The sequence below is a fragment of the Niallia oryzisoli genome (genome assembly GCF_043641075.1).
Taxonomy (GTDB): domain Bacteria; phylum Bacillota; class Bacilli; order Bacillales; family Cytobacillaceae; genus Bacillus_BD; species Bacillus_BD oryzisoli_A.
This window is the reverse complement of the sequence record NZ_JBHZRC010000010.1, coordinates 168,805-186,290: the sequence shown is the minus strand read 5'-3', so window position 1 is coordinate 186,290 and position 17,486 is coordinate 168,805. Positions and strand designations below refer to the sequence as shown.

15 protein-coding genes and 1 rRNA gene are annotated in these 17,486 nt (G+C 38.1%); 4 read left to right on the top strand and 12 right to left on the bottom strand.

Going from position 1 to position 17,486, the window contains the following annotated elements; all coding sequences use genetic code 11:
• Together ACHUFV_RS22080 and ACHUFV_RS22075 are read right to left on the bottom strand one after the other, a co-directional pair.
• Nucleotides 1-65 (bottom strand): 16S ribosomal RNA (locus tag ACHUFV_RS22080); the annotation flags it as partial.
• A gap of 248 nt (nucleotides 66-313) precedes the next feature.
• On the bottom strand, nucleotides 314-1,198 hold the full coding sequence (locus ACHUFV_RS22075; protein WP_394237916.1) for a nucleotidyltransferase-like protein: 885 nt from the start codon (nucleotides 1,196-1,198) through the stop codon (nucleotides 314-316).
• Nucleotides 1,199-1,465: 267 nt separating this feature from the next.
• On the opposite strand from ACHUFV_RS22075, the gene ACHUFV_RS22070 reads away from it, so the two are divergent.
• On the top strand, nucleotides 1,466-1,819 hold the full coding sequence (locus ACHUFV_RS22070; RefSeq protein WP_394237914.1) for a YgzB family protein: 354 nt from the start codon (nucleotides 1,466-1,468) through the stop codon (nucleotides 1,817-1,819).
• 79 nt (nucleotides 1,820-1,898) lie between these two features.
• Here the strand turns inward: ACHUFV_RS22070 and perR are convergent, their stop codons facing one another.
• From perR to ACHUFV_RS22045, 5 genes are all read right to left on the bottom strand, one after another.
• A complete protein-coding gene (gene perR, locus ACHUFV_RS22065) occupies nucleotides 1,899-2,342 on the bottom strand; it encodes a peroxide-responsive transcriptional repressor PerR (RefSeq protein WP_150438198.1) in 444 nt (147 codons plus the stop codon).
• A 206-nt stretch (nucleotides 2,343-2,548) separates the two neighbouring features.
• The gene (locus ACHUFV_RS22060; protein ID WP_394237911.1) at nucleotides 2,549-3,499 is read right to left on the bottom strand and encodes a D-2-hydroxyacid dehydrogenase; all 951 of its coding nucleotides are present in this window, start codon (nucleotides 3,497-3,499) and stop codon (nucleotides 2,549-2,551) included.
• Nucleotides 3,500-3,698: 199 nt separating this feature from the next.
• Nucleotides 3,699-4,292, bottom strand: a complete 594-nt coding sequence (locus ACHUFV_RS22055) for a hypothetical protein (RefSeq protein WP_394237909.1) — start codon at nucleotides 4,290-4,292, stop codon at nucleotides 3,699-3,701.
• A gap of 174 nt (nucleotides 4,293-4,466) precedes the next feature.
• Nucleotides 4,467-4,937, bottom strand: a complete 471-nt coding sequence (gene bcp, locus ACHUFV_RS22050; protein WP_394237908.1) for a thioredoxin-dependent thiol peroxidase — start codon at nucleotides 4,935-4,937, stop codon at nucleotides 4,467-4,469.
• A 114-nt stretch (nucleotides 4,938-5,051) separates the two neighbouring features.
• Nucleotides 5,052-5,459: an ion channel gene (locus ACHUFV_RS22045; protein WP_394237907.1), complete on the bottom strand. Its 408-nt coding sequence runs from the start codon at nucleotides 5,457-5,459 to the stop codon at nucleotides 5,052-5,054.
• A gap of 187 nt (nucleotides 5,460-5,646) precedes the next feature.
• On the opposite strand from ACHUFV_RS22045, the gene ACHUFV_RS22040 reads away from it, so the two are divergent.
• From ACHUFV_RS22040 to ACHUFV_RS22030, 3 genes are all read left to right on the top strand, one after another.
• Nucleotides 5,647-6,942: a glutamate-1-semialdehyde 2,1-aminomutase gene (locus tag ACHUFV_RS22040; RefSeq protein ID WP_394237905.1), complete on the top strand. Its 1,296-nt coding sequence runs from the start codon at nucleotides 5,647-5,649 to the stop codon at nucleotides 6,940-6,942.
• Nucleotides 6,943-7,308: 366 nt separating this feature from the next.
• Nucleotides 7,309-11,787, top strand: a complete 4,479-nt coding sequence (locus tag ACHUFV_RS22035) for a glutamate synthase-related protein (RefSeq protein WP_394237931.1) — start codon at nucleotides 7,309-7,311, stop codon at nucleotides 11,785-11,787.
• Between the two features lie 221 nt (nucleotides 11,788-12,008).
• Nucleotides 12,009-13,085 (top strand): FUSC family protein, encoded by a 1,077-nt coding sequence (locus ACHUFV_RS22030; RefSeq protein ID WP_394237904.1) that lies wholly within the window; start codon nucleotides 12,009-12,011, stop codon nucleotides 13,083-13,085.
• A 74-nt stretch (nucleotides 13,086-13,159) separates the two neighbouring features.
• Here the strand turns inward: ACHUFV_RS22030 and ACHUFV_RS22025 are convergent, their stop codons facing one another.
• The 5 genes from ACHUFV_RS22025 to fabL form a co-directional block, all read right to left on the bottom strand.
• Entirely contained in the window at nucleotides 13,160-14,914 is a 1,755-nt protein-coding gene (locus ACHUFV_RS22025) for an ABC transporter ATP-binding protein (protein ID WP_394237902.1), read from the bottom strand.
• 158 nt (nucleotides 14,915-15,072) lie between these two features.
• Nucleotides 15,073-15,603: a nucleoside tri-diphosphate phosphatase gene (ntdP, locus tag ACHUFV_RS22020; RefSeq protein ID WP_394237900.1), complete on the bottom strand. Its 531-nt coding sequence runs from the start codon at nucleotides 15,601-15,603 to the stop codon at nucleotides 15,073-15,075.
• A 248-nt stretch (nucleotides 15,604-15,851) separates the two neighbouring features.
• Entirely contained in the window at nucleotides 15,852-16,106 is a 255-nt protein-coding gene (locus ACHUFV_RS22015) for a YgaB family protein (protein ID WP_394237898.1), read from the bottom strand.
• A 303-nt stretch (nucleotides 16,107-16,409) separates the two neighbouring features.
• Nucleotides 16,410-16,613 (bottom strand): gamma-type small acid-soluble spore protein, encoded by a 204-nt coding sequence (locus tag ACHUFV_RS22010; protein ID WP_394237897.1) that lies wholly within the window; start codon nucleotides 16,611-16,613, stop codon nucleotides 16,410-16,412.
• An 89-nt stretch (nucleotides 16,614-16,702) separates the two neighbouring features.
• On the bottom strand, nucleotides 16,703-17,446 hold the full coding sequence (gene fabL / locus ACHUFV_RS22005) for an enoyl-[acyl-carrier-protein] reductase FabL (RefSeq protein ID WP_394237896.1): 744 nt from the start codon (nucleotides 17,444-17,446) through the stop codon (nucleotides 16,703-16,705).
• Nucleotides 17,447-17,486 lie beyond the last annotated feature (40 nt).

Genomic DNA, 17,486 nt, shown 5'->3' with positions numbered 1-17,486 from the left:
TCGACTTGCATGTATTAGGCACGCCGCCAGCGTTCGTCCTGAGCCAGGATCAAACTCTCCAATAAGATTGTTTGACTTGCTCATAATTTAATGTCTTTTTTTCAAAAAAGACTAAAAATTAAAACGTTGACGTTTTTGTTTGTTTAGTTTTCAAAGAGCAATTGGTAAAGGCCGCTCCAGAAGCGACTTAATTAATTTAACATATGACATTTAATATGTCAACACTTTTCCGTCAGCTGCGAAAAAAAGTATCATGCATTTCACAGCGACGGTTATTAATATATCAATCAATTCTAAAAAGGTCAATAGAATATTACTTTTTAGTTAATAATTTTTCCGCAACCCTATAATTTCTATGAAATATCCCTTGTCCCTTTGTCTCTACTGTGACAACTTCAATAAAGTGTTTTTCCACCAAATACTCAAAGAGTACCTCTATATCAACAGAATATAGCTTAAGTTCAGGGTGTAAGGCAATCTCATTAATTGACCAATCTTCCTTCGTCTTCAATATTTCAATTAAATGACTAATTCCCATTTCCGTCCGTGAGTGAATAAGAAAATCACTTGCTAAAAATAATAGCTCGAGTCGTTTGCCTAACTCCTCATCACTTGTAACTAATTCATTATACAATTGAAAGATCTCCGGCTCAATTTGCTTGACTTGTTTCCATACCGTAATCTCCGGATGAAACCCATTTTCTATCAAAGCCAGTCTCCCAAGATGATGTAAAGAGTGAACAATATGGTTATATGCATCTAAGTACTGATTATTTTTGAAGAAGGATTTTCCGTCCATATAGCGGCGAATAAGCTTAGCAAATTCTAGCCCCATTTTTAACTTCCGTCCATTAAAAGGAAATTCATTCAGTTCAATTCTGAGATTATGAAGGAATTCATTTCGATCATAAAGTACTTTGCCCGAATAAATCCATTCTACTATTTTGCGATTCGAACCGATTTGAAGCCATTCATTTAACTGTGCTTGCGTCACAATATGCATGGCTGCTTTTTTATTTTGATATGAGTAATGTTTGATAAATACCGGTTGCTCTGCATCCTCTACTACAATAAGCAATATAGCATCAAAGGTATCTGTGAAGGGAATGGATTTTTCACGTTTTTCAATAATTAGTACACCTAAGGTATTTTCTTGACTTGCACGTTCCTGATAAATTGGACGAAGAATGTCTTCCACCTTGAATCCCCCTATACATTCCAAGTGTTATGCGTTTAACCTACGTTTCTAACTAGCCGTTTCTAACTAGCCCATAGCCCTTATATTTTCGACGAAAAAGGCTAATTTCCTTCATGCTTTCGTCAAAATAAATCATAAACCTTATTAATTCTACTTAATATGCAATAATTTACAATGTATTTGAAAAATACTTGATTACTTTTAAAACAAAATGATTCATTTTTTAGAAAATATACTATATAGTTTTATTTTAGGGAGGGAATTTGTATGGCGAAAAAATATTCTAGTAAAATTAATAAAATACGTACTTTTGCTCTCAGTTTAATTTTTATCGGGTTTGTCGTTATGTATATTGGTATTTTTTTCAGAAACTCCCCTATTCTAATGACCATATGTATGTTACTTGGTTTATTATCTATAATTGCAAGTACAGTAGTTTACTTTTGGATCGGAATGCTTTCGACCAAAACGGTTCAAGTAGTCTGTCCTAACTGTGGAAAGCACACAAAAATCCTTGGCAGAGTTGACATGTGTATGTATTGTAAGGAGCCCTTAACACTTGATCCAGCCTTAGAAGGAAGAGAGTTTGACGAAAAATTCAATCGCAAAAAACAAAGTTGATGAACATGTGCATCACAGAAAAGAGGGTATCCTTATATAAAGGACACCCTCTTATTTAAATTATAAGGATACAATAGCATTAATGAACTTCTTTCATCGTACAATCTGGACATGATCCATAGATTTCCATACGATGATGACTTATTTTAAAACCAGTTACAGAGCTTGCCAACTGCTCCACTTCATCCAATCCAGGATAATGAAAATCAACAATTTTCCCACAGCTTTCACAAATCACATGATAATGCTGAGTTGTTACAAAATCGAAACGACTAGATGAATCACCGTAGGTCAATTCCTTCACGAGGCCAACCTCACGAAATACTCTCAGATTATTATAAACTGTCGCTACACTCATATTAGGGAATTTTCCTTCTAAGGCCTTGTAAATATCATCTGCTGTTGGGTGTGACATTGAGTTTATTAAATATTCGAGTATCGCATGACGTTGTGGTGTAATACGAACTCGCGTTTCCTTTAAGGTTTCCAGCGCTTCCTTCAAATGATTATGTTCCACCGTCATACACCTCTTTCTTTACTGAAAAAATATTATTAATTTATAATTGTTATAATTAGTGTACAAATTTTTAGTACTTTTGTCAATATAACTACCCTATTAACGTAGTTTACTTACATTTTCACCAACGATTTATGAATTATGATTTATTATTCAAAGTAACAAATCAAAGTACAAAACCTTATATATATTACCGCTTTGCTGAATAGTTGTCAGTAACCTTTTTGCAAATCAATGAAATTAATGAATTCGCCCTTTTTAGTTAAATACGTATAAAGGTTAAGTTTAAATATTTCAAAGGCTCTCGGTAAATATCTCCTAGTTAAACTTGACAAGTGCGGGGAAATAGTCACGTTTTTCATGGACCACAATGGGTGATTTACCTCTAAAGGCTCCTGTTCAAACACATCTAAATAAGCATGGTCAATTAGTTGCTGATTCAAAGCATCGATTAATATCCTTTCATCAACAATATCTCCACGCCCAATATTTATAAAAACAGCTGATTTTTTCATGGAGATGAAATGTTCCCTCTTTATAAAATGCCTTGTTTCTGGTGTACTCGGTAAAACGGAAACAATAAAGTCTGCTTGCGGCAATGCATGCGAGAACTGATCGATTTGATATAATTTATCAATATTTCCAACTGCTCTTCCGCTTCGGTTTATTCCAATTGTATTCATTCTAAAGGCTTTAGCCAGCCTTGCAATTTCTCCACCAATAGTTCCTACTCCGAGAATTAAAACGGTCTTATCACTCAGTTCATCCAGTTGAAGGCTTCGGTCCCATATCTGTTTGTTTTCATTTTCCATTATGATTCTAGTTTGCTTCACATATTGAAGCATGATCCCGATGGTATACTCTGCCATGGGAATGCTATGAATCCCGCGAGCAGTTGTTACCATAATCCCCTTTTCTTCGACAGCCTTTAACGGTAATTTATCAAAACCGGCAGTCATTAGCACGATCCATTTTAACCGATTATTCTGCTGTATATGTTTTTCAGTTAGATCTTCACCATACGTAATAAAGATTTCAGATTCATAAAAGGACTTTTCCGCCTCTTTCATGCCATGATAAAATTCAAATTTTGCGGTTGGAAATTCAATCTGCAATTCCTTTTGCAGCTCTTGATTAGGATAAATTGACGAAACAATACGCATCTCTATCTCCTCTCCCATATTATTTTATTTATTATTGAAAAAAATAAAAAAAAGCAGGCTGATTTTCTTCAACCTGCTAAAACTATCTGAGGAGGTATGCCCTAATATAAAGATATTCAATACATAAATAAATGAATGGACAATTGCCTTTTCTAATAAAAATAGGCTTTTAAGAAAAAAATATAAGTTCAATTACAATTCAATAGTCTGCTTTATACTGGTTCCAATCGAAAATAGCTGAATCAAATACAGCTATTTTATGCTGATGATAATCACATAGTTTTCCTTCATAAATCAACTGCAGCTGAGGGATTTTCGTAATATCTTCAGGTGTAATCAGCTCGATATACTTATCAAAGACATAAATATTACTTGCATCTAATACGGATGCTACAAACTGGGAACAGGTGAAGGCATTCTTTCTTTTAATTCGTTTATTCATCGCTATCCCCATCACACCCAGCAAATTATAGCGGTACTGATCTTCAAAATATTTAAACTGGGCAATTCTCTTTAATATTTCATTATACTGGAATTCACTGACAACCATCTTATATACGATGCATTTTGTATTTTTTTTATATAAGAAGACACCGCGGTCAACTCCCTCCTTAATAAAACCACCGGAAAGCGGATTAAAATACACCTTCCTGCCAAAGCTGTATAACTCCTTAAGATTTTCATCAAGTGAAATGGAAGCATGGTTGTAGGGAGCCTTCGTGTATAATTTAATCATTCTTGAAAACCATGTACCCGTGTCCGTTAGAAGCAGGTAAATATTTCTTTCACTCATTTGATCACCATATAAAATTAATGATTTTATGCACTACTATAATATAGACGATTAAAAAAGGATAAAGACTACAAAATTTATGAAAATTGCAAAAAAGAAATCTATTAGGTTGTGATTGATAAAAAGGCCCTTTTACATCAATGTAACAGGGCTCTTTTTGTTTTTGCTATGATACTATGCTAAATTTTCTTGAATGTATTGAAATACTTCACTCGTATGATCTTTCACTTTGACTTTACGCCATTCCTTTACTACTTTGCCTTCTGCGTCAATAATAAAAGTACTGCGCTCGATCCCCATATATTCCTTGCCAAAGTTTTTCTTTAGCTTCCAAACATCAAACGCCTTTGCTAATTCCTGCTCCTCGTCTGATAGTAATACGAATGGCAAACCATGCTTCTCAATAAACTTTTCATGCTTTGATATAGGATCTGGACTAACACCAAGAATCACTGTATTTACTTTCGAGAAATCCTCATGGCGATCGCGAAAATCGCATGCTTCCGTTGTACAGCCCGGTGTCATATCTTTCGGATAGAAATATAGTACAACATTCTTTCCACGGAAATCAGACAACTGAATGGTTTGTCCGCTGCTTGCTGGTAAGGCAATATCTGGTGCTACCTGCCCTGTCAGTGTTGACATTGAAACATTCCTCCTATCTGTACAAATTAAGTACATCTTCTTTCACACCAATACATACGTATTTATGTTCTATTTACAGATTATCTCATTCCTGCTGCTAAGACAACTAGTATCTTATTTTCGTTCACGGTCATACACCGCTTTTGCCACAAAGGCTGCCGGAATCGTGTACCCAATTAGTGCTTCCACCATTGCTATGAAACGCCCAATCCCAATTGGAGCAATATCCCCATACCCAACTGAAAATAGCGTTACGGCACTAAAATATAAATAGGTTCCAAACCGTTCCACAAAGTTCTCAGTTGGCATTGGATATTGTTCAATCATAATTTGATATCCTTTTGTTTCAAGTACAATATAAACCAAACCAAAACCAATCAAAATTGTAATATAAACAAAGGTTAAATAAACAAAGTTTTCAACAGAAACAACTTTTCCTTTAATGGTGTTTGGTATAAATATAGTACGTAAACTCATCACGATACAATAAATCGTGAAGGCAAGTGTAATGATATAGATCATGCTTATCCTCTTTTCCAGCCAGCTTCGAATGATAACTTGTTTATATTTATATGCAGGTGTCCTCAGGTAAACAACCTATAGCTCCACCCAAACTTTGAAATTAAAAGTGTCAAAATAATTAGATAAAAGAATATAAATACCAATAGTGTTAAAATGTAGAAGCAGACTAAATAGGAGGTATAATGTAATGCATTTTACTAATTCTGAACGATTACATACTGAAGCTCTCGAACATATTGTGGGTGGCGTAAACAGTCCATCCCGTTCTTACAAGGCAGTCGGAGGCGGTGCTCCCGTAGCCATGGAAAGAGGACAAGGGGCTTATTTCTATGATGTTGACGGAAACCAGTATATTGATTACTTAGCCGCTTATGGCCCCATTATCACTGGACACGCCCATCCACATATAACAGAAGCTATTAAAAAGGCGGCCGAAACCGGTGTATTATTTGGAACGCCCACACCACATGAAGTCACCTTTGCTAAAATGCTCAAGGATGCCATGCCTGGATTAGAAAAGGTACGTTTCGTTAATTCGGGTACAGAAGCAGTGATGACAACCATTCGTGTTGCACGTGCCTATACGGGAAGAGATAAAATAATTAAATTTGCTGGCTGTTATCACGGTCACTCGGATCTCGTCCTTGTTGCAGCAGGCTCCGGCCCATCCACACTTGGCACACCTGATTCAGCCGGGGTACCTAAAAGTATTGCGCAAGAAGTCATTACCGTACCATTCAATGAAATTGAACCGTTTAGACAGGCTTTAGAAAAATGGGGAGATGAAATTGCTGCTGTCCTAGTTGAACCAATTGTCGGAAACTTTGGCATTGTTGAACCAAATCCTGGCTTCCTAGAGCAAATAAACGAACTGACACATGCCGCAGGCGCTCTTGTCATTTACGATGAAGTCATTACAGCCTTTCGCTTTACATACGGCGGAGCACAGGACCTGCTTGGAGTGAAACCAGATTTAACCGCAATGGGGAAAATCATCGGAGGCGGACTTCCAATTGGAGCTTACGGTGGCAGACAGGATATTATGGAGCATGTCGCCCCATTGGGACCTGCCTATCAAGCCGGTACAATGGCCGGTAACCCTGCTTCTATTTTAGCGGGTATCGCCTGTCTTGAAGTGTTAAAACAAGATGGAGTTTACGACTATCTAGACCAGTTAGGAGCCAAGCTTGAACAGGGAATTGTAGAGGCTGCAAAAAGACATGACATCACCATTACAATAAACCGCTTAAAAGGTGCCTTGACTGTATACTTTACTGATGAAAAAGTTGAAAATTACGAGCAGGCACAGAATGCCGATAGTGAAATGTTTGCAAAATTTTTCAAATTAATGCTAAAGCAAGGCATTCATCTAGCTCCTTCAAAATATGAGGCATGGTTTTTAACCATCGCACATACTGAGGAGGATATTGATGCTACACTATTTGCCGTAGAAAATGCCTTTTCAGAACTAGCTAAAAGATAATAATTTATACATTTTTTATGCATAACGGAGGCTTTTATAGCCTCCGATTATTTTTTTCCACCACCCTATTATGCCTATACACCGCAGTTTCTTTGCCCTTATTCAGTTTCTCCTGACTTATAAATTATTCAAATATTCTCATAATTAATTGATTTTCGAAAAAAGTTGTGGTACTATAAAATTACTGGTCTTGGGTAGATACCTTCTGTTTTGCCATGGACAATTAGCTTTGTCAGCTCTCTTTCCACTCATATGAGTTTCTATTTCACACGAATTGACAGCCTGGATCTCATCTGATTGGTTATCATAATGAATACTCAGGAGGTGAATAGGCTTAAGGAAATCATTCATTTAAGCCGATTTATGATGAAACAAACATATAGCCCTCATACTTTTCAGAAGTTACACAGGCAGGAGCATGATGCATGCGGTATTGTGGCCTGTCTGGAAAAAACAAAGACCCCTACGAGAGAAAATATTCTTCGCTGTATTGATGCACTTGTGACCATGAACCACCGAGCAGGCTTTATTAATGGGGAAGGCGATGGAGTTGGTATTCATATTGACATTCCTCGAAGGCTATGGCAGGAAAAGCTTCAAAAAGCTGGGGTAAATCCTAACGAAGCTGAAAAAGAACAATTCGTTGTTGGACACATTTTTATAACAAGAACAAAAAATGCCGAAGCAAAGAAATCATCCCTCATTAAGAAACTTACAGACTCTCAATTCACATTATTATATCATTCTGATGCTGTCACAGACTCCGCAGCGCTTGGACCCATTGCCATTCAAGAAACTCCCATTTTCCTTCAATTTGCCTGTACCTCCATTTTCAGTGGACAACAGTTAACAAAAAAACTCTTTGATTTAATCATAGAATTTGAAAAAGATGACCATGTACATGTTGCTTCATTAAGTCAGCATCACGCTGTTTATAAAGTAATGGGTGCCGGTGATATTCTGCCTAAGTATTATTCTGATCTTGCAAATCCTCTTGTAGCATCAACGATTACACTTGGCCACAACCGATACTCTACTAATACACTTTCAAGCACATTTCGTGTTCAGCCGTTTAGTATTCTTGGGCACAATGGAGAAATCAATACGATTGCCAAATTAAGGGATGAAGCTAGAATGATCGGCGTCCCGCTTGTCAAGGATGGCAGTGATTCACAGGATTTAAGTCGTACGATCGAGACATTTATTTGCCGTGACGGTTATTCATTATTTGAGGCACTTGATTTATTATTTCCTCCTATCATGAATGAAATTAAAGCCTATCCTTCTCACCTTCAGGATTTATATAGTTATATTCGTGAAGCCTGGGGACATTTTGCACAGGGTCCTGCAGGGATTGTATCACGATTTGGTGATGAAGCTGTTTTTAGCGTAGATGCCCTCGGACTTCGACCGCTGTGGATGCTTGAGATAGAAAGCTCTTACCTTTTTTCATCAGAACCAGGTATCATCCCGTCTACAGAATATGTTGCAGATCCAAAACCGCTAGCTCCAGGGGAAAAGGTCGGATGTAAGTGGCATAATGAGAAACTGCAATTATTTGAACAGAATCAATTCCAACAGGAAGTATATAATCGCTTTGCAACGAGACTTCAACTAGATGGAGCACGGAAACGTCTAGAAACGCCAACTATAAAACAATCACTCCAGCTTTTCCATTATTCAAATAAGATTCATAATGGCCAATATAAAGCATTTGGCTGGGAAAAGGACCATATTCAGCTTATTGAACAAATGGCAGAAAAGGGTGCTGAACCTATTCGTTCACTCGGACATGACGCTCCCCTTGCCGCACTAAATCCGGAACGAAAAAATATCGCTGATTTTTTAAAGGAAAGTGTTGCCGTTGTTACAAATCCTGCAATCGATAGAGACCGGGAAACAGAGCACTTTTCTACCCGTGTCATCATCGGCAAACGGCCTTCTCTATTTAAACGTAAGGAAGTACAACATGTACTAGAATTACAAACTCCTATTATCATAGAAGGTAAAACAGGTGCTGAAGTATCATCTGAATTGCACCAGCCTAGCTATGATCAGGTCATTCGTTATTTTCAAGAAAGAGACCTAGCTGTAACACTCCCTGCTGTATTTCAAAAAGAAGAGTCCATTGATTCGGCGCTGCAGCGATTATGCAAAGAAGCCGTTACGGCAGTGAAACGAGGAAAAACACTTATTATACTAGATGATGCCCTAGCACATCAGAACGGACATTATTGGCTTGATCCACATCTAGTTACATCAGCCATTGATCAAGCTCTTGTAATGGAAGAGGTTCGCAGGGACTGTTCCCTTGTACTACGCTCAGCATCAATCCGATCCTTACATGATATTATTACAGTTTTTGGTTTAGGTGCTGATTTAATTAATCCATATTTTATGTTTATGACGGTTATCGAGGAAAAGGTTAGGCCGGTGATGAATCTATATTCCGCTCTAACAAAAGGTCTTGAAAAAGTCATTTCAACCATAGGCATTCATGAACTTCGCGGGTACGGAAGATTATTTTCAAGCCTTGGACTTCATGAAGAGATGGCTGACTGTCTCAATATCGTGAATTTCTTTGGCTCAAAGGAATTAGCCTATGACTTCAAGGCATTAAAGGATGATGCTATTGAAAGAGCTGCTGATTTTCATAATGAAAAGGCTAGAATCGGCAAGACATTCCACCTTTTCCCTCGGATTTGGAAGGCGATCGGAGATATCGCTGCGACAGGTGATTATACCGGTTACCGCGAAAAAATCTCAGAGCAGGAAAAGCTAAATCCAGTTACCATCCGTCATTTAACTAGTTTTAAGACATCAGCTACACCACTTGCTGCGCAAGAGGTAGATATTTCAGTTGGACATCATAATCTGCCATTCGTTATTTCATCCATGTCATTTGGCTCACAAAATGAAATTGCCTTTAGAGCCTACGCTGAGGGAGCTAATCGCTTAAATATGGTAAGCATGAATGGTGAAGGCGGAGAAATTAAAGATATGCTGGGAAAATATCCAAATACTCGCGGGCAGCAGGTAGCCTCTGGAAGATTTGGTGTGAATGCAGAGCTGCTCAACTCCTCCAACCTGCTTGAAATCAAAATTGGTCAAGGTGCGAAGCCTGGTGAAGGCGGTCACCTACCAGGTTCAAAGGTCACGGAGAAAATCGCAGAAGCAAGAAACGCGACAATTGGCTCAGATTTAATTTCGCCTTCTAACAACCATGATATATACTCCATTGAAGATTTGGCACAGATGATTGCCGAATTAAAAACAGCCAACGATCAAGCAAGGGTAGCTGTAAAAGTGCCTGTTGTTCCAAACATCGGTACCATCGCAGTCGGAATTGCTAAAGCCGGTGCTGATATTATCACATTAAGTGGATTTGACGGAGGAACAGGTGCAGCTAGAATACATGCCCTGCAGCATGTTGGTCTTCCAGTTGAAATCGGTGTAAAGGCTGCACATAACGCCCTCTTAGAAGCTGGGTTGCGTGATCAAGTTGAAATTTGGGGAGATGGCGGCATTAAGAGCGCAGCAGATGTTTTAAAAGTAATGCTGCTAGGCGCCAATCGAATCGGCTTTGGAACCTTGTCAATGGTAGCAATCGGTTGCACAACCTGCCGCGGTTGTCATTTAGACACATGCCATGTCGGTATTGCTACGCAAATTGATTCAGAGGCACAGGCAAAGGAACACGGATTAAGACGATTCGTTCCACGCCAATTTGAACTTGCTGTGCATAGCATTACGAATTTATTCACTGCTTTTGGAAATGAATTAAAAGAATTAGCAGCTTCCATTGGGATAAGAAACCTGCAGGATGCAGTAGGACGCTCTGACTTATTAGAACAATCGGCTGGAAAGGATAAGCTGGACCTTACCTATTTATTGAAGCCGCTTGAGATTAGTCAGATTCATCCACAGGAAGCAGTTGCAGCCAACGCAGCAATTGAAAGCCAGCTGCAAATTGCCGTTGGGGCTGAGTATTTAGATGGAACGGATGATGATTTACAGCAATCTCGCGAATTCCAAAGTGTTACTTCAGAACAGCGTGTATTAGGAAGCCGTGTTTCCTGTCACCGTGTTCGTGACAGATTGGATGGTTCTTATAAAAAACTGCCGTCCATTCAATTAAAATATTCACATGGTTCCATTCCAGGTAACGGGCTTGGAGCCTACAACAGTTCAGGGATCCACATCGAAGTAAATGGAGGCGCACAGGACGGAATTGGTAAAGCATCCTTTGGAGGAAAAATTCTTATCTTTAAATCAAAAGGGAAAGATGGCAAGTATTATAACGGTTCGGTCGGAAAAGGGTTTGGGTATGGTGCACAAAAAGGGCTCCTTGTGGCACAAGGAGATGCCGATGCTAGAGCGGGTATCCGCCTTTCAGGCGCCGATATGATTATTGGCGGGCAATTGAAACAGCCGATAAAGGAGAAGGAAACGGGGAATATTGGAGTAAATGCAAACATCAAAGGATTTGCCTTTGAATATATGACTAACGGCAGAGGACTTGTACTTGGTGATCCAGGACCATGGATTTGCGCAGGAATGACTGGTGGTGTTGTATACGTACGACACCAGCCGGAAATGGGCTTAACCAAGGAAGCCATTTCACGAAGAATTGCGAAGGGTGCAAAGGTTTCAATAGCCCCTCTTTCCGAAACAGGAATTAGCGATATTGAAGAGCTGCTCGGTCAATATTCAGAAATGCTTGCCAATCAGGGGCAAATGGAAGAAGCAGATTTATTAAAACAGCTGCTTGAAGACCCAGAAAATCATTTTCTGCAAATCGTCCCAGTCAAGGAACAAGCAGATCCATCCGTTTCCACAGAGTAATTAAAGATAAAAAACCGTTCGTTTCATGACGAACGGTTTTTTACTTGACTTGTTATTTAAATCAATTAATATGGGATGCAAGGCAAGTAACATGTTTTTCCCATATAATGGAGGCATAAGCAACCCTAATTACTTTACATTTAATGATTGTTTCGTAAGCAACAGCATGGTTTAATAAATAAGTGTATTTATCATCACCATCAGAAAGGAAATCGTAACATATGAAGTTAGGCGCCCGCATATTAAAAACGGGAATCGCAATTATTTTATCTTTACTTTGCGCTCAATTAATTGGTCTTCCATCACCGGTTTTTGCCGGTATTGCAGCTATCTTTGCTGTACAACCAACCATTTATCGTTCTTATTTATCCATCCTTGAACAGATTCAAGGTAATACCATTGGTGCCTTAATGGCCGTTATTTTCGTCTTACTCTTTGGCAACCATGTATTCATCATTGGGCTAGCGGCTGTCATCGTCATTATCATTACATTAAAGCTTAAGCTAGAGAATGCCATCGGTCTATCGTTAGTAACCCTTGTAGCAATTATGGAAACACCTGGAGATACATTTATTCAATTTGCCTTAATCCGCTTCTTAACGATAATGCTTGGTGTTTTGTCCGCATTTTTGGTAAACCTTATATTCCTGCCACCTAAATATGAAACAAAGCTCTATCTCCAACTATCTAATTCGACTACAGAAATAACCAAATGGATTCGACTCAATATTAGAGGTGCTTCTGAACATAAATTACTCAAAAATGACATTGAAAAGCTAAAAGAATCCACACTCAAAATTGAACAGCTTTATCTGATGTATAAGGAAGAACGAAATTTCAAGAAAAATAATCTGCTAAAAACAAGAAAGCTGGTTATCTACCGTCAAATGATTAATACTCTTAAACGAGCTTTAGATACATTGAAAAGACTCCATCGCTTTGAAAATGAAATATCAAGCTTACCGGATGATTTACAGAATATTATGCAGCAGCAGCTCGATTGCCTGATTCACCATCACGAGCATGCTATGCTAAAATTCATCAGCAAGGTACGGCCAAATGTATTCTTTGATGAAGGGGATGTTCGCTTAAATCGGAAGGAGCTATTTAATATCTTCTTAACCTACCAAATGCAGGCAACGAAGGATTGGGAAGATACGAACTACCATCTTATGCAGGTCATTTCAGCAATCGTTGATTATGATGAGTATATTGAACATTTAGATGTCTTAATCACCAGCTATCAATCTTATCATAAAGAAGAAAATGCCCTTACTTTAACGGAAGATCAACTATAACGAACGAAAAAACAAGCAGCTGATATAGAACCAGCTGCTTGTTTTTTATTCTATTCCATTTTCTAATCTCAAGCTTATTGCTCAAGCTGCTGAACCTGAAAGAGCTTATAATAATGACCCTGCAATGCCATTAGTTCTTCATGGCTGCCAATTTCAACAATTTTCCCATGCTCGATTAAGACAATCCGATCCGCATGTGTGATCGTTGAAAGACGATGTGCGACAACAAATGTTGTCCGGTCCTTAGCTAATTTATCAAGTGTTTCTTGAATCTGATGCTCACTTTCCAGGTCTAGCGCAGAGGTCGCTTCATCCAGCACTAGAATAGGTGGATTTTTCAAAAATACGCGTGCAATGGCAACCCTCTGTTTTTGCCCGCCGGATAATTTAACACCACGTTCTCCTACCTTCGTATCATAGCCTTCAGGTAGATTCATAATAAATTCATGAGCATTTGCTGCTTTGGCTGCTTCGATCACAGCTTCATCCGTTGCAAGCGGATTACCCAACAGAATATTTTCTTTAACTGATTCACTAAAAAGAATATTATCCTGGTGCACCATCCCTATTTTATCCCTTAGAGACCGTACTTTAAATGAACGAATATCCTTGTCATCCAAAAGAATCCTCCCGCTCGTTACATCATAAAACCGGGGAATTAAACTAACTAAGGACGACTTCCCTCCGCCGCTCATCCCAACAAAAGCAATGGTTTCACCCTTTTGTACATCTAAGGTGATATCCTTTAGAACAGCATCTTCTAGTTGATTGTCATTATAGGAAAAGTCAACATGATCGAATACAATATGTCCCTTTACATCTTTACATTCAATTGAATCCGGCAGGTCTTCGATATCATATTTTTCATCCATTAATTCAAAAACTCGATCCATTGAGGCAAATGACTGCGTCAGTGTAGTTGAGGAATTAACAAGACGGCGTAATGGGTTATACAGCCTGTCAATATAAGCAATGAATGCCACCATTGAACCAACCGTTAAGTCACCATTGATTACCTGGTAGCCTGACACACCAATAACAAGCAGCGGAGCAATATCAGTAATCGTATTAACAACCGCAAAAGCTTTGGCATTCCAACGTGTATGATCAATTGCCTTATCTAAAAAGTTACTGTTCTGTTCATCAAACTTTTTTTGTTCAAAGTCCTCGATGGCAAAGCTTTTGATAACAGGCATCCCTTGTACGCGCTCATGTAAATAGCTTTGAACCTCTGCAAGCGCCTGCGAGCGCTTTCTTGTTAAGGCACGCAAATTCCCAAAGAAGTATTTAACAGAAAAAGCATAAAAAGGGAACAGGATAATCGATACAAGCGTTAAAGTAACATCCATCGTAAACATAATTGCAATTGCAATAACAATGGTAGCTAAATCGAGCCATAAATTCATCAGACCTGTCACGACAAAGGTTTTCGTTTGCTCTACGTCATTAATGACTCTTGAAATGACTTCGCCTGTTCTTGTATTAGAGTAATATTTAAAGCTGAGCTTCTGAATATGAGTAAAAAGACGGTCACGGATATCATAGAGGATTTTACTTGATGTCCATTGAGCAAAATATTGCCGATAATACTCAATCGGCGGACGTAAAAAGACAAATATAACAATCATAACAGCCATAATGATTAATAAATGATCAATTTTGTCCGACTTTGACATCGCATCGTTGGCGACAATTTCGTCCAAGACATACTTAATAAGTAACGGTATCATTAATGGAATGGCGAATTTGACGATTCCAATGATGATCGTCCAGATTATTTGGAGGCTGTAAGGTTTTACAAAATGTAGATAACGTCGTATACTGCCCAAGTTTCCCCCCACCTTATATGTTCTCTGTTGTGATGTTTCAAATACGGTATTACATATCTGCTGCAAATGTATACAGTAGCTTTCCATCAACATAGTTAGCAAAGACTTTCACATAAAAACCTGCTGAATCAAATCAACAGGTGGTTTTGCAGCTTGTATTATCTTCTGTACGTTAAATATCGCTCATACCATGTATCAATAAAATCTGCAGCAAATGGTCCTTTTCGCTGACGAATCCACTGGATTAATGTATCAACATTGGCTTTTAAAATTTGATCGATTACATCTGGGTAATTCATTTCTTTTCGATGCCGCTCATACTCATCTTCATCAAGTAAATGAAAGGTCATATCAGGGAATACTTTAATGTCTAAATCGTAATCGATATACTTTATAGCCTCTCCATCATAGATAAAAGGAGAACTTAAATTACAATAGTAGTAAATTCCGTCTTCCCGTAACATTCCAATGATATTAAACCAATGCTGTGAATGAAAATATGTAATAGCGGGTTCTCTTGTTACCCAGGTTCTTCCATCAGACTCCGTTACAATCGTACGATCGTTTCCGCCAATTACCATGTTTTGCGAACCCTTTAACACAGTCGTTTCGTCCCATATGCGATGGATGTGCCCATTATGCTTAAAGCTATGAATTTGTACTGGTTCACCTTCGATGGGTACGCCCATTATTTCCCCTACTTTCGTTACCGGACACTTTGTAACCTTTCAATTGTTTTTTACGTATATAACTTTGTTAAAAAAAGACTGTCAGTTATACTATTTAATTAAATATACAGGCAACAAAGAACAATTCCTATTTTCTACTATTATAACGGTTTCCAAAAGAATTTAAAACAAAACAGCCATTGATTTTCATCAATGACTGTTTATTTTTTTAATTCCTGTACTATTTTAATTATCATTTTCCGCTCTATCTACCCTGCAGTTACATTTATTTCCTGATAGGAACGAATAACTTCCTCTGTTTGCTGTTCAAAGATTCGTTGAATTTCCTTAAGTTCTTCATTCATCTTTTTGATTTCACCTTGAACACATTCAAGCTTTGTTCCCTGCTGTATTTCCTTTAATTGCTCCTCAATTTCTTGACATCGTTCCAGCTCACTCTGTAAATATAATAGCCGGTCCATTGTTTTCATCTGCTCTGTTACTAAACGGTTGAATTCTTTCACACTTACCACCCGCCTATTTAATTTCCACTAGAACGAAAGATTCTGTGGGTCTTTTCTTCTTCCTTATGTATTCGTTCTCTTTTTCTTCATTCCTTTGACTAGTTGTGCTGAATGTAAAGAATTTTTGTCGAAAAAAAGCATCCCATAATAAAATGAAAAGAAATAAATTTTAACAAATGAAAATACTATACATTTATTATATACGTAATATCCAGCAAATGGGTATATGACTTCTAGCAATTATTTGAACATGAAAAGACACTCTTTCCGATTCAAGAGTGTCTTTTCACTTTAAGATAAGTATTAGCTGTTTTGTCCGCCAAATTGGCCGGAGTTTTGAGCTTTATTTGCTTCAGATTGAGCATTGCGTTGTCTTACTTCTTGAACATCTGTTTCACTTGCAAATTCAGTGCCGAATTGGCCTTGTCCAGAAGCAGACTGTGCATTTTGTTGTCTCACTTGCTGGATGTTAGTTCCAGATTGAGTTTGATTTGGTCTGTTTGCCATTGAAATCACCTCCACGCTCATTAATTTAACCAAGCATGGAGGAAACTATCCGTAAAAATTTTATAATTTTTATCAATGCGAAAAGAAACTTAAACTAAGAGCGAAATACCACCATCCACGATAATGGTTTGACCACGGATCATACTCGATTGTTCAGACAATAAAAACATAATGGTATTAACCATATCATCAATTTCAACCATTCTGCCTGCAGGCGTTTTTTCCTTCGCTTCATTAAGAAGCTCTTCACGATTTGGAAAAGATTTTAGAGCTTCAGTGTCAACAGCTCCGCCGGAAACAGCGTTCACAATAATATTTCTGTCAGCAAGCTCAACAGCCAAATAACGTGTCAGTGCTTCTAGGGCAGCTTTTGAGACTCCTACCACTGTGTAGTTCTTTAAATAACGTATGGAGCCTAGCGAGCTGATACTGACAATCTTTCCACCCTGATCCATGAGCTTGGCTGCCTCTTGTGCACAAAATAATAATGCTTTACTGTTTATGTTCATCGTCCAATCCCAGTGTGATTCTTCAAGCTCCATTAAAGGCCGCTGTACGCCTGAAGCTGCATTATTGACGAAAACATCAAGCCGTCCATATTCATTTTTAATCGTTTCAAAAAGCAGTTTTATTTTTTCTACATCCCCAACGTTTGCTTTTACTATCAATGCTTTTCTCCCTAAAGCCTCAATTTCTGCAGCCGTTTCAAGGGCGCCCTTTTTACTGCGGGCATAATTAATTACAAGATCATAGCCTTCCTTTGCAAGCCTTATGGCTGTTGCTTTTCCAATTCCTCGACTACTGCCGGTTACAAGCGCTACTTTTTGTGTCATCTCTTTTTCCCTTCTTAATAAAAGACCTATGTATTTATTT